The sequence below is a fragment of the Elusimicrobiota bacterium genome, from assembly GCA_041658405.1.
In the GTDB taxonomy this organism is placed as follows: domain Bacteria; phylum Elusimicrobiota; class UBA5214; order JBBAAG01; family JBBAAG01; genus JBBAAG01.
The window spans coordinates 13,798-37,568 of record JBBAAG010000024.1 but is presented as its reverse complement, the minus strand read 5'-3'; the positions used below and the strand labels follow the sequence as shown (position 1 = coordinate 37,568).

Here is a 23,771-nt window from a genome sequence, read left to right as displayed (position 1 = left end):
GGTGTGTCCGCTCCCGTGCCTGAGATACTGGCTAAACTCTTTTCGTTGCTTAAGTCAGGGTCAGTTACCGTGCTCGTGGGCAGGCTCGTGTCATACATGAATGTGCATTCAAGAACGCTTTCCGTTGAGATGTTTAAGCTGCGGTCGCGCGTCCTGGTCTTCACAAGGTATCTCGTGTTCGTCACCCACGTCGGGGTGCTCACCTGGTGGCTCCAGTTGCCGCCTGTGTTGCTTACCGTAAAGTAGTAGGTGTCATTCTGCGTAAAGCCGTAGTTCGGTGTGTCGGGTTTCCACCACAGCCCGCTGTCGCCTACGTCCTGGATCGCTAGCTGTTCTATGTCCAGCCCGCTGGCGTTGGTCTCAGCATCCGAGGACGTTCCAGCCAGCTGGCTTAATGTGTTGTGGTAATGCGTGCTCGGGGACGTAAGCCATGATTTCGGTAAGGTCTCGTCCCATCTAAACGTTCCTGTGGTCCATTCGCCTAAGTTGCCAGCCCAGTCTACCGCACGGCTGTAGATCTTATAAACCTTTTTGTCGCTGTAGGACGGGCTCGCGTGTTTCCACGGGTCCGTATCTACGCTCACCAGCCAGCTGCTTACACCTACTTCCCAGCTCGTACTCCCAGGGTGATAGTAGCTGTTATCCGTTTCGTTATAGATACGCGTATATACTTTATCCACGCCGCTTAAGTTATCCGCACTTGTGCCGCTGAGCGTCAGGAGCGTGTTCGCAGGGCCGTAATAGCCTGTACCGCTTTCTCCAGGGACCGTCAGCCTTGAGACCGGTGCGCTTGTGTCGTACCAGAAAACTACCGTGCTTAAGACTATATCGTAATTGCCTGCGTTATCGTACCCGCGGCTGATTATACGGTAGCGCGCGCCGTCGTTCCAGCTTATCCCGCCATATGTCCAGTTAACCGTTGCGTTGCCTATACCGCTGGTATCGTTGGCACAGTCCACCCAGTGAACGTTCGGGCTCCAGCTTGAACCCGTCCACGTGTAGACATCCGAGGTGCCGTTATAGCTTGAGACCTTGACCTCTACTTTGCTTAACCCTGTATAATATCCGTTCGCCGTGCCGCCTATCACCGTCAAGGTCTTCTGCGTTGTGCCGTCTCCTGGCGTCGTTACCCGGCTTACCGGCGGGGTTGTGTCATAGTACAGTGTGTACTTAACACTCGCGTCTTCTTCGTTGTCCACATCGTCTTTGCCCCACACCCTTATCTGGTAACCCCTGTCACTCGCCCAGCTTACGTTGCCGCTGTCGGGATAACGCCATTCTGTTAAATTCGCGTTCAGGCCCGTTGCCGTTAGCGTCGTTACGTCAACTGACGTAAAGCCCGTGCCTGTATAGTACTTCGAGTCGTCCGTCGCCTGGATCGTTAATTTTATCCAGCCCGTTGAGTTAAGCCCCACGTTCGTCCCCGCGGGGTTGTCCGCTGCTGTGCCGCTGATATATGCAGACGTGTTGATGTACTGCGCTGGATGCGTGACGTATGTCTCAGGATCGCTTGTGTCTATGACAAACGTGTTCGACGAGGTGCCTTCTGCATATACGCTCTGCCAGTTCCACGCTTTATCCCTTGACTTCGCTACCATTAAATATGTCTTGCCGCTGGACCACGTAAGCTGGCTGTCCGCATACGTCCAGCTGTCCGCCCATAATTTGAAGTCGCTGGGTTCGCTTGTCGTGCTAAGCCATACCTGCGCACCCCAGCCGCCGGTGCCGTTGTAATACACGCTGTCTACCATGTCGTATATATAGAACTCAACGCTCTGTTTCTGCCCGGGGGTTAGATCATCATACGTGCCGCTGAGCGTCGTTATTCCGCTGTACTCCCCGCCTTCGGCAGGGATAACAATCGTCGCTGTGGGCGAGGTTATGTCATAGACTACCAATACATCCGCGCTCGCCAGGCCTATGTTGCCGGCCATGTCGATCGCGTGGGTCCTCATCAAGTATTCGCGGTCGCTCTGGAAGACCAGCGTGCCGCTGCTCCAGGTTATCCCCTGGTACGCTCCTGAGGCTGCGTTGTTAGCTCTCACCCAGTGCGTTGTGCTTAAGACCACGGTGAACGTGCTTCCGTTCCACCACGGGCCCCCAGGGTATTCACGGATGCCGAATTCCACCATGTTGGCTGCTATGCCGATGCCGTCTTTCGCGGTGCCGGTTATTGAACTCAATGTATTGTAATGCCCGCCCGTTACCGGGACGCTCACCACGCTCGTGGGTAGGCTCACATCGTACATAAAAAGGTTCTCGCTCGTGCCTTCTGTCGTCCAGTCCTGCGTATTACCCGCGGTATCCACTGCCCTTACCTTTACCCAGTAGCTCGTCTGGTCTATCAGCGCGGGGGTTATGTACGTCCAGTTCTTCACCACTCCGCTGCCCGTTACTTCCGCGGTGCTCCATACAACACCAGTTGCACTGAACGTGCTCGTGCCGTTGTACCACATACCGCTGCCCCAGGCTTCCTGCAGAGCTACTTCCACTCGGCTGACCTTTGAGATACTGTCAACTGCCGTACCTGTGATGTTGCCAAGGACTTTGCCAGGCCCGCCGTAATACCCGGCGGTCACCGGTAAGATTATCGATGCCGTTGGAATCGTGATGTCATATGTGAATGTCCTGGTATTGACGCTTTCTTCATTCCCGGGGACCGGCAGCGCACTGTCTGCACTCCAGTATTTTAGTTCATAACTATGACCGTCTTTCCAGTCATTAACATACGTGCTCGTCCAGACCGCCCAGCCGTCTGCGGTCTTGGCTGTCCATGTGCTGGCTTGCGTTGCTGTCCACCCGCCGCTAACGCCGTTCTCCCACCATTTGTTCTCTTCACTTGCTCCTGAGGTCGTGTCCTTGAACGTTATATTCACCGCGCTGACGCCGCTCTTTAACGCTCGCGTGCCTGTTATGTCCGCGCCTGTGCCGCTTACCGTAGGAAGGTAGTTTACGTATGTCATTGTGCTTGAGGGTAAGGCCATACGGCTCTCCGGCGCTGTGTCGTCAAATATGAATGTGCTGCCGCGGATACTATAGAAATCTTCCGTGTTCAGCGCTGTGTCACGCGACCTTACTGTGATATAGTAACTCGTGCCGCTCTTTAAGTCGCCGCTGGTTTTTGTCAGTGACGTGTATTCCCAGCTCTTGGGTTCTCCGCCCGTGGGCGTTATTGTTATGTAATATACTGGAGGAGCGCTCTGGTTGAAGTTGTCGCTCTCTATGCTCCCGCCCGTGCCGTTCCACCAGCTGCCCAGCGCGTTGTTCCTCACTCCGATATATACCGCGTTGACTCCGCTGCCGCCTAGGCCCGCGTCCTTTGATGTGCCAGTTATCGTGCTTAAGCTCCTTATGTACCCGCCGTTGGAAGGGCTTATGACGTAACTCTCCGGAGCTACGTTGTCATACCTGAACTGCGGGCTGGTACTGTAGATTACCTGATAATTCCCGGATTTATCCCTGCCCCGGCTCATTACCTGGTATTGCTTGCCCAGTGTCCAGGTGAATGTCGCGCTCCACGCGCTCCAGTTGCCCGAGGTGTTCATCAACGGATAGGTGAACCACGCGCCTTCCGGCAGGATCTGCCCTTCTGAACTTCCTTCTGCTTTCCACTGGCCCGCTGTATTGTCCCACCACCACCCGATATCCGCATCCTTTATCCTCACGCTTACTTCGCTTACTTCCCCGGGTGTGTCCGCTCCCGTGCCTGAGATACTGGCTAAACTCTTTTCGTTGCTTAAGTCAGGGTCAGTTACCGTGCTCGTGGGCAGGCTCGTGTCATACATGAATGTGCATTCAAGAACGCTTTCCGTTGAGATGTTTAAGCTGCGGTCGCGCGTCCTGGTCTTCACAAGGTATCTCGTGTTCGTCACCCACGTCGGGGTGCTCACCTGGTGGCTCCAGTTGCCGCCTGTGTTGCTTACCGTAAAGTAGTAGGTGTCATTCTGCGTAAAGCCGTAGTTCGGTGTGTCGGGTTTCCACCACAGCCCGCTGTCGCCTACGTCCTGGATCGCTAGCTGTTCTATGTCCAGCCCGCTGGCGTTGGTCTCAGCATCCGAGGACGTTCCAGCCAGCTGGCTTAATGTGTTGTGGTAATGCGTGCTCGGGGACGTAAGCCATGATTTCGGTAAGGTCTCGTCCCATCTAAACGTTCCTGTGGTCCATTCGCCTAAGTTGCCAGCCCAGTCTACCGCACGGCTGTAGATCTTATAAACCTTTTTGTCGCTGTAGGACGGGCTCGCGTGTTTCCACGGGTCCGTATCTACGCTCACCAGCCAGCTGCTTACACCTACTTCCCAGCTCGTACTCCCAGGGTGATAGTAGCTGTTATCCGTTTCGTTATAGATACGCGTATATACTTTATCCACGCCGCTTAAGTTATCCGCACTTGTGCCGCTGAGCGTCAGGAGCGTGTTCGCAGGGCCGTAATAGCCTGTACCGCTTTCTCCAGGGACCGTCAGCCTTGAGACCGGTGCGCTTGTGTCGTACCAGAAAACTACCGTGCTTAAGACTATATCGTAATTGCCTGCGTTATCGTACCCGCGGCTGATTATACGGTAGCGCGCGCCGTCGTTCCAGCTTATCCCGCCATATGTCCAGTTAACCGTTGCGTTGCCTATACCGCTGGTATCGTTGGCACAGTCCACCCAGTGAACGTTCGGGCTCCAGCTTGAACCCGTCCACGTGTAGACATCCGAGGTGCCGTTATAGCTTGAGACCTTGACCTCTACTTTGCTTAACCCTGTATAATATCCGTTCGCCGTGCCGCCTATCACCGTAAGGACCTTCTGCGTTGTGCCGTCTCCTGGCGTCGTTACCCGGCTTACCGGCGGGGTTGTGTCATAGTACAGTGTGTACTTAACACTCGCGTCTTCTTCGTTCCCGACGTCATCCGCGGACCATGTACGTACACTATACTGTTTATCACTTACCCAGTTAAGGTTACCAGTTTCAGGATAACGCCACTCAGTTAAATTTGCATTTAATGCATAAGCAGTACGGGTTGAAACTTCAGTACTACCAAAATTAGAACCATCATAATATTTACTATCAGTAACATTTTCAATTGTAAGCTTCACCCACCCACTGACGTTCATCCCGACATTGTTGTTATTAGCACCGGAATTAGGCTTATCCGCAGCAGTACCGCTAATGAAGGTTAAAGAATTAAAGTTACTGCCACTAGAAGGAAGCGTAACCAAAGTTTCAGGCCCTGTATTATCAATAGTAAATGTGTTAGAAGAAGTCCCGCTAACAAATATTGTCTGCCAGTTCCACGCGCGGTCACGTGATTTAGCGATCACCAAATACTTTTTCCCGCTCGTCCACGTAATTTGAGTATCTGCATATGTCCAACTATCCGCCCATAACTTAAACTCACTTGACTGCGTGGTTGTGGAAATCCACACGATCCCAGCCCAACCACCCGCACCGTCATAATACCCGCCTTCGGTAAGGTCCTGGATTGCGATCTCAACACTCTGCTTTTCCCCCGGTGACTTATCCTCGTAATCACCACTGATTGTAACCAACCCAGTATACTCCCCGGACGTTACCGGCACAACAATAGTAGCAGTTGGTGCAATAATATCATAAGTAAAATCTACACTTGTCCCGCCAGCACCATTCCCCTGTTGATTACCTGGCAGAGGATACACATTATCTTCCGCACGTGAAAGAATTGTATACTCAATAGAATCACTCCACGCGGTATCCGGCATAACGATATACCACGTCCTTGTTTGCCCTGCCCCTGTAAGAGTCGTGGTACTCCATTTCGGTAAAGACTGATCAGTCCACACCTGGTTTTGCCCATCCCAATCCGTACTCCCGCTAGAAATTCTAACCTTCACTTCGCGAATCATCGCACCGGTATCATTTGCGGTACCTGAAATTGTCAACAACGACTTCCGTTGATCCCCGTTTACCGGTAAATTAATAACAGAATCCGGATTAACATAATCAAACCATATATTAACAGCCACATTAGGAGAAACTTCAAGTGTTTCAACCAACGACTCGTCATATACCGACGTCCCCCGTGACTTAAAAGTTACTGATGACCCTGACAACGCAGACCATATACTATCCGGATTATCTAAACTCCACGTCCCCCCTGTAATCCCAACTACATGCCACGACGACGAATTAACCCAGTAATCTCCAGGAACGTTTTGATAATAATAATCTTTATATGCCCCGTCATTCCTAAGAATTGCTATTTCAACTTTTGAACAATTTTCCTGGCTACCGGACACGCTATCCGGGTTATTAAGCTTATAGTACCGCCCCTCAACTGCAGAAGTAGCAACCGTCTTTGGCGGCGGAGGGCGATAATAAAAATCGCGTACCATAAACGTTGTCTGTGTACTTCCCGCCAGGTCAAACGCATACGATTTCACACGATACTGCGTCAATGCACCTGACCACAAAACTCCCGATGTACTAAATGTCCACGTCGTAACACCAACTGTCCCATTAAGAGTAGTGCTCAATTTAGTCTCTGAACCCCAGGTAGAACCCGTCCAGAACACACCGCTTCCCGGCACTTTTTCCAACGTTATCTGCAAGAAATCCATTTTAGCAAGCTCACCTGCGACAAGATCCTTTGCCGTACCAGAGATAGTAGGCAACGACTCATACGGAGTATCCGCAGTGTTTTCAATCGGCAAATTTGTCATCGACAGCGGCGCAGACGTATCAAACACAAAGTATGTACTGTTACTAAAAACATAATTACCCGCGCGGTCAAACACTTTTACTCTAACGCTATAACTTGTATTATCCACCCAGTACGAGTTCGACATCGTGTATGTCCACGAAGATGTCCAAGTATATGCAGTATTCAAATACTCTGTCGTTGCCTGGAACGTATTATCACTTGTACGGAAATACTTATCTTCACTATAATTTACCCCGGCATGCTGTTTTACCGATATTTGTGTTGTAGTAACGCTTGACACATAGCATCTTGTTTGCGACACAAATGTTTCAGCTAAATTACCATATAAATCGGTAAACAACTTATAATTTCTCGCTGTAGCCGTGGGCATTTCTACAGTTGCAGTCGGTGACGACTTGTCTATGATAAATGTTGATGTTGAATACACTACCTGCACGTTCTGAGGGCTGGACGCATCCTTTGCGCGGGATTGAACTTCGTATAGATATCCATCCTCAAAAATCCCGGATAAGTCACCGCTGGTTGACCAGCTAGTACCATTAGACGAAGGTATTGGAAAATCGATTGATGGCGCATTCTGATCCCACCCACCTAAACCGTTATAATAATCCTGATTACTTCTCTTAATCCTGATCTTAACACTAAGTGTCCCAATCGCACCGCCTGCAGTATCCGACGCATCACCTGCGATTGTCACAACCCCGCCCTGATAATAACTTGTCGTCCCTGCTGTTATTGATGTCACCGCTGATGTTGGTGAAGAATAGTCAACTCTGTACGGCCTACCGACTGCCAGAAAATCAGAAGGGTCTGACTGAGAATTCCCAGCGTTATCCACGGCTCTTACATGCACGTTATACGTGTTATTCCCCGGCGTAGAATACAGATTCGTGTTTGTGTATGTCCACGAATCCTGATAGACAGTAACATAGTTCCACGAAGATGACTCAGAATTATACCCGCTGCCATCCCAGAAATTACCTATTTGGTTTGCAATTGCGATTTGTATATAGTTGATCCCTGACACACCTTCATACATAGTACCTGAAATTGTTACGAGCGACTGGTACGCGACATTATTTGCGGGATAGGTCACAGTAGACTCGGCAACAGTATTATCAAAAACAAAAGTAAATGAGGATATCAATATATTTGCCGACGTATTACCCGCGCGGTCAGTTGCGCGCATGCGTACTAAATACGGGCCAGACCCTTCTGTTGACCAGTTTGGTACGTTGGTATATGTCGACGGATTAACCGACGTGTTACCCACCGCATAATTCAACCCGCTGACAGTTTGCCATGCGCTATCAGGATTGTTTTCATCAAAATTCGTGCCGTTCCAATACGCAGCGGCAGGCGGATTCTTTTGTATCAACACTTGAAGCGAATTAAACCCAGAGTTATTAGCGGAATCACCCAAATCTTTTGCCGTCCCAGAAATTGTTGTTAGAACCCGTTCATAATAAAGATTTGGTGTTGTAACTGCAGCTGTGGGATATTGCGTATCATATGTAAACTCTATTGTTGTAGCCGGCGACAAATTCCCGGTTATCGAATTATCATACGCCCGGGAGTTAATATAATACTTCTTTCCGCTTTCCCACGTAGGTATCTGTGTGTTATAATACCACGCAACAGTTCCCGTCCCCGACCCTACGCAGATCATCCAGGTTGACGGGTTTACTTCCCACGAATCGCCATCCCAATAATTCGATCCTTCACGTATACGAATATTAACGCGATTTATTCCCGATGTTGTATCGGTTGCCGTACCCGCAATCACGTTCACCTGTTTTGAACTACCACCATAATATTCTGTTGTAACAGGATATGTGGTATTCACCGTAGCATAACTTTTATCGCTGGTGAAATAAATAGTTTTTGGCGATGTTTCCGTATTATTGGGCCAGTCAAGCGCAACTGATTTCACCGCGTAATACTCACCATCAACTAAACCGCTAGATACAGCAAGCGACCACGATATCGTACCGGTTTCTTTGTTTTTAGACACCGTACGGAAATGCACATCTGTCGTCCAAGTGGAACCCGTATAATAATAATCAGTTCCCTCATCGCTATAGTAGAAATACACTTTTATTTCCCGCATCCCAGCCAACGCATCGCTACACGTTCCTTCAATTAGATTAGTGAACGAATCAATATAACTCCCGCTAGACGGATAATTAGTGAACGACGTTGGCGCGGTATTATCCCAGATAAATGTCCGGGTATTATAGTTAACCTCATAATTCCCTGCATTATCCTTTGCCCGTGCAATAATCTGGTAGGTACCATCCGCAGGGGTTGTGTTATTAATAAAAGTCCCAACCGTATTAGTCAGTCTTGTCCAAAGATAGGTTGTAGAATCATAATTTGTGGTATACCACTCGTGGGTAGCTTTTGTCCAGTCCCCGCCGCCCTGATAGAATCCAGACGCAGCCTTGAATGCGATATTAACACCATCATTCTGTGCTATCGCTGTAGAAACAACAGACACCCATTCACGTGCAGTGAAATCCCGCGCTGTTCCGGTTATCTGCGACAACTGAGTATAGTTCAACCTATCATCCGTTGTGGGTAAATTTACCGTCGATGTCGGAGCTTCAATATCGTACAAGAACTCATACCACGACCCTTCTGTCTCAACATTAGAAGCTTTATCAACCGCAATTTGTTTAACTCTATATTTATACCCCGAATTCCAGGTTATATTAGCATACGCCCAGGAGGTTGTGTATAGACGGTAATTAGTATCATTATCGCTCTCACCCGAGGATGTCCACCGTTCCGGCGTATCCCATCCCGCGAGCCCTTGCCAGTACCATGTATTATAAACCTCCAACACTTTCAACCTAATATTCTGCCACTTACCATCCGCCGGTGTATCATTAACTGTACCGCTAATAGACGACAAAGTGCTTACCAAATATGCTGAAGGATAAATCAATCCCGTTGTCGGTGAACTACGATCAATCACAAAACTTATCTCTGATGCAGGATCCTGTGTATTCCCAGACGGTACAGACTTATCTTTTGCCCGGCTGCGAATATAATAAGTACCTTCTGTTGCCCAGCATTCTGTTGGATATGTAACAGTATAAGTCCATGGGTCACTTGTGGTATCAAATGTCCCATCAACAGCTGATGCGGTCAACCATTGTTCCGCACCCTGTGCCCACGCAGCACCTGAGTAATACCAATCCGACCCACGGCGGATAGATAATTGTACGCTATCAACTTTCCCGGGTGTCGTATCAATCGCAGTTCCAGTGATTGTATACACAACCCTAGCAAAACTACCGGTAGAGGGTACTACAATATGGCTTAACGGTGCTGTACGGTCAATATAGAAATACCTGCTCCCCGGTGTCTCTGAACCAGCCGGGCCGTACCCTTTTGACTGTACTAAATACCGTATATTATCCACCCACGCATCGGATGACACTGGGATTGACCAATAATTTGCTCCATCGCTGAATGTTGTTTGGTTCCAATACGCAGCACCCCAACTCATTGCAGGTGTACTCCAGTAAGTAGTATACCCGGGTTCCGAACTTATCCTTACTTCCACAGCAACACCCGGTTTTATTGGATTATCCGACTTAGTATAATCATTAGCCGCACCTTCGAATGTTATGGTAGTCGCAAACTTATAATACTTATCATTCTCAGTCCCCGGCATTGTTACAGAGGTTACCGGCAACGGTGACTGAGCCCAAAATTCTATTGCAGCGGTAGACTGGTCTACGTTATACGCGCTGTCATACGGCAATATTTCAACTCTATACTTAACCCCATCCGCATCGCTCTCCCAGGAGACCGCTGTGGTATTGTAGTTCCACGTAATATTCCCGATATTAACCCACACACCTGTAGAACCCGGATCTGCAATCCATGATCCAGACTGACCAGATAAACCATTCCAGAACTTATCAACAATACTAGCTGTAGCATCAATACATTTGATAGATATTTTTACATTATTAACTTGCCCGGGAGACACATCACTCGCTGTCCCTGAAATACTCGTTAAGTACGCGATATCATAAACAGTATCATTAGTTGGATACTCAATTTCAGCATTCGGCGGGGTTATATCACAAATAAAAGTTGTGGATGTCCACCCGGTTTCGTAGTTAGCCGCATTATCCTTAGCTCTTGAGATTACCCAGTATGACGTTGTATCTTCCCATAATGCGGACCCGGGTATAGCTTTCCATGTAACGGAAGAGGTATACGTATCAACGATTGTTGCAGTTGCCCAGGTTTGGCTGTACCCATCATTAAAATTATTATTAACCCACCCACCCCACCATACAGTCGTTGCACCGGACAAACGCGCAATTGAAATATAAACAGTACTAACATCGCTTGCCATGGTGTTCAAATCCTCAGCAGTACCGGAAATAGTTGCGATATTTCGATCGTATGCCGATCCGCTGATTGGCGGTTTTGTTACTCTCGATGTTGGTGTGGTACTATCGTATGTAAATGTTGACCCGTAAACAGCAGATTCTGTTTTTACAGGACTTGTAAGATCCGTTGCACGGGTTTGAACTTCGTACTGATAATTATCTTCCACCGGGAAGTTCGGGGTAAGATTCCATACATAACGCCTATACAAAACATCCCCTGATGTACTGAATCCGGTAACGTTTATAGTGAATCCCGGATCATCCGTATAATCCGACTTTGAAGGTGACGACCATGACCCGCCGCCCTGCCAGAAAGTCCAGGTTGCCCAGTTATCGTTTGACCTCCTGACTTTAATCTTGATAAACCCAACCCCTGCACTTTCATACCCGCTGTTCCAGTCAGAACCATCCACTGCTGTACCTGTGATAGCTGTTAAAGAACTATTCGGCCCGACAGACGATAAACTCGCAGGCAATGTCATTCTGGATGTTGGTTCGGTATTATCAAACCTAAACTCATACCCGCCAACTGTAGGAATATCATACTCCAGATCATTCCCGGCATTATCATGAACTTCCGCCCAGATTTTGTATTTCCTATTACTTGTAAACGCTGCCGTAGCAGTAGACCACGTTACTGTCCCTAATACTGAAACACGTTCTATTGCATCCTGCCAATTATTATCATAGGTCGGAGAATATGTCCCTTTCCAGTACAACTGTGTCCCTAGGTCACGAACAACAACTTTTACATTGTTAACACCTGACGCATTAGCATTAGAATCGTTTGACGTACCGGTAATCGTAGGTAATGAACTATACGAGTTTATACCGGCAGCATATGCGGGAAGTTCTATCCCCAGAGTTGGCGTAGTTTGGTCTATGGTAAACGACGCGATTGTCGTTGCTACTGTCTGCCAGTTACCTGTGTATGTAACATCTGAAGTTTTCAATGCACGGTCACGCGTTTTTACTTCAATTGAATACAACTTATTATCAGACCACGTAACGTCCGCGGCACTCCATGAATACGGCAACCGCCACTCATTCGCTCCCGCATTCCAATCAGCATCACCTATAACTAATGTTGCTTTTATATATCCCAACGATGCATCTGTCTGCAAAGAATCCCATCCTGCGGAAGGCGACTTATTTGGGTTCCACTCCAGGTTACCCGCAATATCTATTACCCGTATCCACACCTTATCCGTACGTGAACCATTAGAATCGTAATCCACTGCTGTCCCGCTGATAGTTAATACAGACTGATATTTATTCCCATTAACAGGGTATAATATAGTACAAGAAGGAGTGGTTGTATCTTTAGTTACAGTAACACTGGTTTCTGATCCAACATTACTATTTCCCGCAGCGTCATATATACGGTAATAAAACTTGTAGTTAATATTACCTGTCATATACCCATAAAAATCGTCGTATTCCCATTTAGGTAATGTCAAAGTCGCTGTTGAATAAACCGCAGATTCAGAATTAAACGCGTTTGACCCGTTCCAATACTGATTATCGGACAACCGTTCAATAGCTACGGTAACAGAATCAATATACTGTCCCCACGACCCGGAATCTGTAGCCGTACCCGAAGTAATACCTAAGATATTCCAGTTTGACGATGCAACAGGAACATTCTGTGTTAAAGAAGGAGTTGTGTTATCCACAATACAAATGTTTGATGACACAACGACCTGTGTATTCCCTGCGAGATCAGTTGCCCGTGATTCCACAGCATACTTAACATCATTTTTCCACCCGCCGGTAGGCTGCCATGTGCTGGACCACACAACATTCCCCGCACCGGTTCCGCCATCTGCGTCATGCCAATTAATTACCGTCAGCCACTCAGAAGTTGCTACGTTCCAGCTGCTAACCTTTACTTCCACTTTTGACAACCCAGCAAGTGCCCCATTAGCAGTACCCGATACTGTATCTAACGTTACAGATTTATAAAATTTATTTTGTACAGGGAACTGTACCAGAGATACTGGCGGAGTGGTATCCACCATAAAATCATACCCAGCACCAAGTGTCCCTTCTTTCCCTGCATTATCGATACCTTTCGCCGAAATATTGTACCACTGATCCGACGGCAGGTCGTTAACTACCATCTGCCAATTGCTAGTATCAGGATCGTAGGTCGCTTCAGGTAAACTTCCAGGTTCGGTACCCTGCCACCCACTGCCATTCCAGTAACTCGTTGTCTCGTTTACAAACCGTTTGAGCCTTATCCTTACACCATCGGGATACACTACACCCGCGGGAACATCAGTTGCGGTACCTTCATAAGTCATACTCAACAAATTATACCTGCTCCCCGACCCGGGCGGATATGTGATTGTAACAACCGGCGCCTCGTTATCCCATTTAAACGTTACCGACGAATCGCCTGCTACATAAATGTACTGCGTATTCCCGCCGGGTAGGGCGTTATCAAATGCGGAAACCAGTATTGTGTACGACCTGTTATGCGTAAGTTTTGTCTGGTCAAATACCAAAGTCCATGAAGAATATGATATATTCGGCACCTCAACAGTACCAGTTACCCAAGTTGCACCTAAACCAAACGATGAACCTTTCCAATAATTCGGTGTAGCAATATTTTCCTTAATCTGTATCTTAACTTTTTCGTATAACGTACCTCTCAATACTCCGGTTCCCAGGTTGTCCCATGCAGTACCTGTAATTGTGGTTAACGCAGTGATTGTACTACCGTGTACTGGAACTATAATTTTTGCAGTTGGCGATGAAGTATCAAAAATAAAATCACGCTTATTCTGTGCTGCAATGTATCCGTTCTGAGCATTCCCAGCTTGATCCGTAACTTTTGACCATACCCTGTACTGTGTACCATCTACAAACGGTACGGAGGTTAGAATAACCTGCCAGTTATACGAAACGCCCTGTTCCGCAAGCGTCGCTGTATTGAACACAGCCTCGCTATCCGGCGGATCGTTATTCAATAACCATGATGAACTTGTTATTATCCAATAATTATTATCTGATGTCCGCTGGATTGCTACTTTTAAGGAATACAGTTTACCAAGGTTATTAGCATCAGCTGCAGTTCCGGTAATTGTTGCGAGCTCTTTATAATACGGCGTATTTGCAGCAGGTGTCACCAGCCATGAGTCAGGTTTACCCGTTGCGGGATCGTCATACATAAAAATATTAGTTTGCGGAGTTGCCTCATACCCATACGGCCCGAACCCGCGGGAGATTACCGTATAGGAAGTATTATGCACCCAACTGATTCCACTTGAGTCAAAAGTCCATAAATTCGGATTTGCTGCAGTGTAGGTAGCTGTACCTAACCATACATACTGGCTTGAGGTAGCACTAAACGACGTCCCGCACCAGTTATATGCAGTACTAGTTACCTGCACACACACATCAGTAAGGGTGGTATAACTATTTGCCGTACCTTCGATAGAGTTTATATCCACATTTGTGTGATAATATGGATCCTGGTACTGCGGTAGTGTTACCCGTGTAATCGGTGGAGGAGTTTCATACTTGAAGTCCACACCGTCAGACGGGTACGAACTAGTATTACTCGCAGCATCAACTGCATATGCGCGGATATCAAAACATTTGGCATTACCTTTTACCGCCCAAATAGAATTACACCCTGCCCCGCCGTTGTCATAATACCATGTAGTTCTGTCCGGCAATACCAGTGTTATAGAAGTTACAGGCAGCCAATACTCATCATTCTGCCAGTCAGTACCGTTCCAATACCCCGGCGCAACTGCTGCATCACCAAATGAGTTGCCGGTATACTTTATCTGCAACTTTACACCCGCAATTTGTCCCGGGCTTACGTCACTGCATGTACCCGAGATTGTAGGCAAACTATTAGAAGTAATCCCTTCATTCGGAAGTGTTATTGTAGACGATGGATTCTCAAAATCTGCACTAAACGTTATTGTAGTGGTATAAACCGCAGAATTTGAGAACATATTAGTAGCTTTATCGTATACCCGAATATCTACCTGATATGACTTATTATTTTCCCATGGCTGCGACCCGAACTGCCACCAGGTTGCGTTTGTACTCAGTGTTCCGGATGTTACCGCTGCGGTCCACGATATTTCGTTCCACACTTCCGGCGCGCCGGTGGTTGTCCATGAACCGCTGTTCACGTCCCAGTCCCAGTAATGACTATCATTTGTGCGCTTCAACCGCAGCATAACTTTCTGTACAATCCCGGGTGCAGAATCCGCGCAGGTGCCTTCAATTTTCCCGGTGTTAGCGATATACCATGGCGATGTTGGAGATGTAATAGTCCCCGTCGGTATTGCAGTATCGAACACATACCAATGCGTGGTACGGCTTACTTCATAATTTCCGGAACCTTCATTATTCCGTTGTGTATCATCCCACGCTTCAGTGTTTATACAATAAATAATATTGGGCACCCAGTTCGCTTCGGACTGCGGGCCGTTGAAATACCAATTTTCTGACTGTGAATTAAACGCACCATCTACTGCCGCAGCTTCCGGCCAGGTAACCGCGCTTGGTACACTCGCGATATCATTCCACGTATTCGTCCAATAACTCGTTGCGCTATCAGTGAACCTGCGGAATAACACTTTTACTTTATACAACTTACCGGTATCGTTATCTACCGAAGTACCGGACGAAGACATAATTTTTGTCCAATCATTTATATGATAATCACTTGATGGACTTGTTATATCAGACCCCGGGTTTTCCGGCGGGCCGCTTTGGTATTCGTCATAGTAAAACGTGACAGTGTTTAAATTAACTTCATAATTTTGCGCTTTATCCCACGCTTTTGATACTACACGATATTTTGCACCGTGTTCCCACCCGGGCTTAGTATCTCCGCCTGACGGATATGTCCACGTACCGCTTGAGTATCCCACAAAACTAGCCCCTCGCCAGTAGGCATTGGTTTGTAAATCACCGTCAGTCCATGCACCACCAGTCCAGGTCTTCATCGGTGTAGGTTCCAACCGTACAACATTCACTACAACATAAGTTACTTCAACGATAGAATATGAACTTGACTGATCGCTTGTAGTACCAGAAATTGTATCCAACGTTTTCTTATATGACAAATCGGTAACATTACTCACCCACGACTGCGGAGGGGTCTGGTCATAATAAAACGTCCGTACGTTAGGCGGCGCGCCGTACGACCATTCTACATTACCCGACAACGCAGTTTCCGCTCCAACCACCGTATCATCAATAGCCCGCGCGACAACTTCATATCTCGCATTATCTGTCCATACCCCTGAGAACGTATACCACCATTTCAGTACACCGCTGCCAAGGTCTTCAAAATTACCCCCGGGAATATCAGTATAATCCGCAGGTTCGCTTGTTTCCCATGAATCCCCATCCCAATACTCTACCGGCGGAGGAGACGCTTTCTTTAACCTTAACTCCACACGATTGATATCGGCTTTATTCGCACCGGCACCCAAAGGATCAGTGCATGTTCCGCTTATGGTAACAAAACCGGACTTTGTAACAGCGTTCTGACTTGGAACGTTTACCGTAGAAACAGGATTTGTGAAATCAGTCAATATATTTTCCATCATATCAGTCCCGCTGACTTGTGTAACATCGGTATTGCCAGGAAAATCAACTGCCCGTGCTTCAACCGTATACTTTTTCCCGCTGGTAAGGCTTGCTATCGGCATATTGTAGTACCAATTAACCGATGTCCCAGGTGTCCCGCCTGTACCTCCGGAAGTAATACTCCACGATGAGCCTTCCGCCCAGTAGGTTGTCCACCAATAAGTGTTGGAATAGGTTAAATCCTTAATTCTAATTTCCACGCGAGAAAGCTGACTGGTGGTATCCTTTGCAGTACCCGAAATCGTGGCGATAGTTTGTGTTGCCCACTCGTAATTCAACATTTTACCGTTGGTACCGGGTTTTTGTATCAATGTCGTTGGCGCAGTAGGGTCAATTTTAAAAGTTGACGTTGCGTATTTTACGGTTACATTCCCAGCCTTATCCGTCGCACGAACATTGATTTGATAATTAACATCAGGAGTCCATTCTGCGGGTAAGTTATTGTATAACTGCCAGACTTTATTCCACTGATTACCCGTATAACTATCCGCAAGATTCCATGTCTCCGGTAAACTTTCAACCCATGTTTGTGTTGCACAATCCCAGTACGTTGCGCCCTGGTACAACGCCTGGATACGTATCTGCACGGTATCATCTGTATTAAACCCTGCAGTTTGGTCCCAACTCGTCCCTGAAATAGTGGAGAGGGTAGACATCACGCTTTGATTTGGCATTGTAACCGCCACCGTTGGTTTTGAAACGTCATACCAGAACGATGACAACTGCGGGGTTTGTTCATTTGCAGCCTTATCTACGCACTTTATTGTTACATAATATGTAGTAGAGTCAGTCCATGATAATGAAGTATTACTATAATACCACACTTGTTCAGTCACACCGCCATCCATACTCTGCACAGACCGCCAGTCAGGTTCGGTATCCTCAACCCAACTACCACCGGGATAGCCTGTGTGTGTCCACCACCAGGTAGTTTCACCTACTTTGAAGTAAAGTTTTAGTTTCATATTGTCAACACTCGCAGGAACATCTTCATTCTGTGTCCCGCTACAGGTACCTGAAATCGTTACTATTGCCGTATTCTTATAAGCACCATCTAGCGGTACAGTAACCCTTGACGTAGGAGCAGAACGGTCGCAGTAGAACGTGCGGGTGGACCACACAACATCATAATTCCCTGCTTTATCATACGCCTTAACGCGCACGCGATACTGTTTCCCATCGGTAAAGTCTGTGTTTGCCATTGTGACATTCCACGTTGCTGAATCTGTCCAGGGTGTATAATTATTATTCCCGGTAAAACCTTCCAATACTACCCAAGTATCTTCTGCTGCGGTTTGAGTAATTTTATCTTCCCATGTAGTACCATTCCATGCATAAGTTTCACCTACACGCCAGATGTTTAGATACACCCCTCCGCTGGTACGCACCATTCCATCGGTATCTTTTATAGTACCGCTGATGGTATTAAGAGCAGAATTAATTTTTATACGCGTATCCCCGGCGGTAGGATACAGAATTAACGATGTCGGTGGTGTGGGGTCAAATATAAAACTTGTATACGGCGCTTCTCCCTGAGTAGGGTTAGGGTCGAACTCCTTATTTCCATTCCCCGCGGTCTGAGTTAACGCATCAATCGCATTATCTTTTGCACGGCTGCGAATACGGTACGTAAACCCAGTCTCAAACGGGCTACCGTTAACCGTGAATTTCCATTCTAGCCACCCACCGGAGACCGCGAGTGCGTCGTTCCATGTGGTCAACCCGGAAACCCATTCTTGTGTAGTATTATTCCACGACTGCGTATCCCCGCCTTTTGTTATTTGAACATAAACCTTATTAATCCCGGCATCATACGTTGTACCTGACGTATCATCATCATTAGTTGTACCGGAGATTGAAGGCAAGGATATATATGTATTACCATTCACGGGTAAAGTAACCAACGACGCCGGGGTACTGTTGTCGTAATAGAAATATTTTGTATCCCCCAAAGCTTCTGTCTCACTATTATTTTGTTTATCAATAGCGTAACACTTAACCATATACCTATGCCCTGCGGTAAAGGTAACATTTGGTATGGTCCATGGAGTCCAGGTTCCTGCAGTCGTCCATGTAGAGGAAGGATAATCTCCCCATTGGTTCAGATGCCCGCTCCAGTAGGTAGTTGAATACGCTAAATCTTTTATCTGTACATACACCTTATCCGGAGCTGCATCATACGCGGTACCGGAAATTGTTCCAATATCCTTAAAATACAAATCATCTGACGGAGGAAGGGTTACCATAGTATTCGGTGCAGTAGCGTCTACAGTCACTGTAATTGACGCAATATCTAAGGTAAACACGAACTGTTCATTCTCTGCGTTATCCTTTGCTTTACACACAATATTGTAATCACCTGACGTTAAATTCCCGTGGGTAGTGTAGTTGTACTGGAATGTCCAAGTCCCGTACGTAATATCATATTGCGCATTATTCCAACGTAACGCTTCACTCCATGCACCCCAGCCGTTGGTAGAGTTGTAATACGCACCATCGGATAAGCGCTGGAATACTACCTTAACCCCACCGGAAGTTGCTATTCCCGACAACGTATCTTCCATAATACCTTCGAACTTCAACGGCTGCGCTGGAACATATATACTTACATTAACATCAGGATAAGTGATAGTAGATGATGCGACCCCGCGGTCAAGCGTAAATGAGATTGTATTAAAAACAATTTCATAATTCGGCCCGCTGTAGGACGTACTAACAATATCCCGTGCTTTAGAAATAAAATCAAATGAAATATTATCCGGCCATAGGTTGGAATCCAACGCCGACGCAATTTTCGCTGCCCAGGTAGCGTTATAATACTTCCCTACTGCATTCGCACTACCGGATTCATGGATTTCAGTCCCCGGTATACTATTCCAATACTGATCTGTCTGCCAGTTATCTACAGCCCACCATTTATCGTTATAGGTACCGCCTTTACATTTGATAGCATACTTTACCCCGCCGTTGGTAAAATCTATCCCGCCGTAAAGGTTATCACTTGCCGTACCCTGGATACCTGTATCCTTTAACCAAGTCACACCGCGATACGCGCCATCAGCGGGTGCGGTAATCCGTGAGTTCGGGTATTCTGTAGGATCTGAATAATAATATGTATCATATACATACGTGGAAGTAGAGTATAAAGCAGATATGTTCTCAGCTATATCAACTGCACGGATATTTATAGTATAATACCTTCCAACTGTCCACGAACTCGCAGGGATGGTATACGACCACGGACCAGTATCTGTACAGACATTCCAGGCATACAGTTCAGACCCTACCCAACCAGTACCTTGTTGCCAGTAATCATAACTAATTTGATCCTGCACTTTTATCTGTACGCTGCTGATACCAAAACCGTAGGAATACGAGTTATCAACTGAAGTTCCGGTATAAGTAAACGTTTGACCTGAGAATAAGTTGTTTTGAGGAATTGAAATATTAGTAGTAGGCGGATCAGCGTCGTACCGGAAACTAACCCCGGAACCAATATTTTCGATACCACCATAACTATTCTTAGTTTTGCCGGTAATGTTATACAAACTATTTGCTGAGTCAAACCCCACACCTGTTGACCCGTAATTCCAAATATCCGCGGGGGTTACTGCTAACCATTCATTATCTCCTGACGGGCTGGTAGTCCATCCAGATCCTATCCAGTACTCATCATCACCAGCCAAGGTTTTCATCACTCTCACCCAGACAAAACTAGTTGACCCTCCCTTTGGGTCAGCAGTACCTGAAACTGTTGGCAGGCTTTTATAAATTTGACTTGCAGTGGGTAGGGTTATACCTGTAACAGGATAAGAACTAATAGTGAACGGTTCTTCGTCGTTTAGAGTTGAGTTTGCAAGCCTGCTGCATCTCAAAACCGTATTTGGAGCAACGGGAACTGTATAAGGAATATCTATCCTGCAAGTAATACTATCAACCCACATCTGAGTAGAATAAATATTTACTTCCGTAAGTTTAACACCATCACGATAGATTTCAATAACATCATCGCTCTGTAAGTCAGACCCTTTAATTCCCATAAGTTCATTTACACACCCCTGCCCCAACGTCGTCGGAACTATACTGGTAATATTTGGTGACGTGAAAAAATCCAGGTTTTGGTCTGATTTTCTTACATACACACCGGTAATATTGTAAAAGGTATTATAATTTTTATTAAACTGCGTATCAGCTACGCTATAATACTCTACTTCGAAAACAATAGTATCATTATCCTGTAAAGTAGTAGAACTTCCCCAAACATTATTAAAAGTATAAGTTGCCGTCGATGCAGCGTTACCAAACCCTGTCCCATGTGTAGTAGCGGGAATAATATCAAGCGCTTTTACACCACCGCGCCATACATACAGAGCAACACGTACATAGTTGTCATCTGTATTATCTGCATTATCGCATCCAGCCTTCACTGCAAATTCCCATACAGTACCACTGCTTAGCATCTGCGCTTTCAATGGTTCAGATACAAAAATATCCGACCCTCTATAAAACAAATCACCGGATGTTGTTTGATTATGCACAGCTATTTGTGGGCTAGACACGCCCGGGTCGGTTGTTACCATCTTTTTTATGGTATACGGCGTACCCCATGCGCTCCAACTCGCCCCTCGGCTTGTATCCGGTGTATTGGGCGAGGTAGGCGCGTCCGATGCACTTGTAGCACTTGGATACATCTTAGTTTCAGCGTAACTATTTTGCGGCAACAGTACGAGAACTAAAAACATGCATATTAAACTGAAAACTGCACGTTTTCTATCCATTTATCTCAACCTTCTTACCACCCTATTCCTGATTTCTTCATCAACATCATTTTTCATAATACTAACAGCACTTAACGCTTCTGAAGTACCCATTAAAAACAATCCGTTACATACAGCCAACCGGACCTCACGATCTTTATCATTAATTACCGCCTGCAACGCAGATATTGACTCCGGCAACCCGATATTTCCGATTGCTACTATCGCACGAAGTTTTAACTGTGCATCTTCCGACGACAATAACGGCCTTAATGCATTCACTGCATTTACACTCTTCACTTTCTCGAGGTTACGGACAGAGTACATCCTGTCACTCAGCGATGCGGTACTATCATTCGCTACACCCGCGAAATACGTTACTGCCTGCGGGTCTCCAAGTGTTATAAGCGCTTCCTGCGCAGCTACACCTACCATGGTGGAAGTATCCGCCGCGACAGCTTGCAACGTACTCACCGCAGAACTATCCCCGATATCCCCGAGTACTGTAATAGCAGCAATTTTTACCTCAATATTTTGTTCAGTTTTGATGAGGTTAACTATACCATTGACAGCGTCTTTATCGCCTTTATATTTCTTTAATTCAACCACAGCATCCATCCTGCGGGAAGCTTGTTTATCCTTCAACTGCACAGCTGCGGACTTACCTTTCCCGTCGAGAGCATATAAGCTTAACCCGCCGAACTGCAACGCGAATATGTTTAAAGCTATCATAGCGAATACCTGCACAGTTTTATTCTTTTTCCGGTAATCACCCCTGCGAAGTAAAACTTTGATAAGGTTCCCGGAGTACGCGACAAAACGTTCTGCCGGCCTCGCAACATCTTCCTGAGTGAATAACATCTCAAGATAAGCAAAGAATTTGCGGATAAACTCACCCAGTGACTTACATTTAAACGTGTGACTTATCAAGAACCCTATCCGTGAATGATACTTCACATACGCCCATTTCGCGAGTTTATCAACATCCGAGTTTTTGATATATTTCAACCACGGCCGCGGGAGTTCACGGTCAGTTTCTTTCCCGAGAATCCAATCCTGCCAATAATCCTTACCGGTATCCTTCACCACCTGTTTCCACATCGGAGTCAACGGTTTTGCCAGGAGCTTGGAAAACTGCACAAAATCAAGCCCGAGTTCTTTCGCAAACCTAACATTCCCGGCAACAGTTTTCTTAGTTTCTTCCGGTACGCCAACTAAGAAAAACCCGAGGTTCTGCATCCCAACCTGTTTAGACTGTTTCACAGTTTCACGTATTTGCTCAACGGTAATACCTTTGTTTAAACTATCAAGTACCGCCTGTGAAGAATGCTCAATCCCCCAGTATACCCTCCGGCATCCGGCATCGTGCATAAGTTTCAGGAGTTCACTGTCTACGGTATCAATCCTTGACCGGCAAGCCCACTGGATATCAAGCTTATTCTTAATCATGAGCTCGCATATTTCCTTCACCCGTGAACGCATTGCCGTGAATTCGTAATCAAAAATATCAATCTCGCGGATACCGTATTTTTCAACGCATTCCTTCATCTCAGCAACCACGGTCTCCGGCCGGCGCGGGTTATAAGCATACCCGCCTGCTTCACAGAACTCGCAGGTATACGGGCATCCCAGGGAGGTTATCATAACAGTAAAATTCTTGTGTTGGGTCGGAAATTCCGCGTATAAATCGTTAGGTAAAAGATCCCGTGCGGGTGATGGAAACTTGTCAAATTCAACCTTTTGCGGATGCGGGTTAATAACAATCTCAGCCCCGCGTTTCCACACTAAGCCCGGTACGGCAGAAAGATCACTCTTCCCTTGTTCCAGATGTTCGAATAACGATGGGACGGTATACTGCGCGTGTTCCACACAACCAAAATCGATTTCCGGGTGGCTTAACGATTCTTTGGGGTAAACACGCAGGTTATACCCTCCCACCAGCACTTTAGTTTTAATCCCGGCAGTATGGAGTTCCCCGTGTAAATACTTCAACCATTCCAGTGTCTCGGGGAACATATACGTTGTCATCATTGCACCGATAACATCAGGCTTAAACTGTTTTAACTGCGCAGCAACGTCCTGCATTGACAACCTCAACGTCCTTGCGTCGATGATGGTAACCTCATGCCCTGCAGTACGGGCAATAGCAGCAACCCAGGAAATAGATAACGGAGGAAACATCCCGAAGTACTTCTGGACTACCCTCAGGTTTTCTTCATGAACCTTATACTTAAACGGGTTGAACACTAAAGCTAATCTCATATAATCCTTTTACCTAACTTAATA

2 protein-coding genes are annotated in these 23,771 nt (G+C 46.6%); both read right to left on the bottom strand.

What is annotated here, in order from left to right; genetic code table 11:
• Positions 1-21,506, bottom strand: a 21,506-nt coding sequence (locus tag WC955_06055; GenBank protein MFA5858611.1) for an Ig-like domain repeat protein, incomplete at its 3' end; no start/stop codon positions are given.
• Positions 21,507-23,747 (bottom strand): HEAT repeat domain-containing protein, encoded by a 2,241-nt coding sequence (locus WC955_06050; protein ID MFA5858610.1) that lies wholly within the window; start codon positions 23,745-23,747, stop codon positions 21,507-21,509. It abuts the gene before it with no gap.
• Positions 23,748-23,771 lie beyond the last annotated feature (24 nt).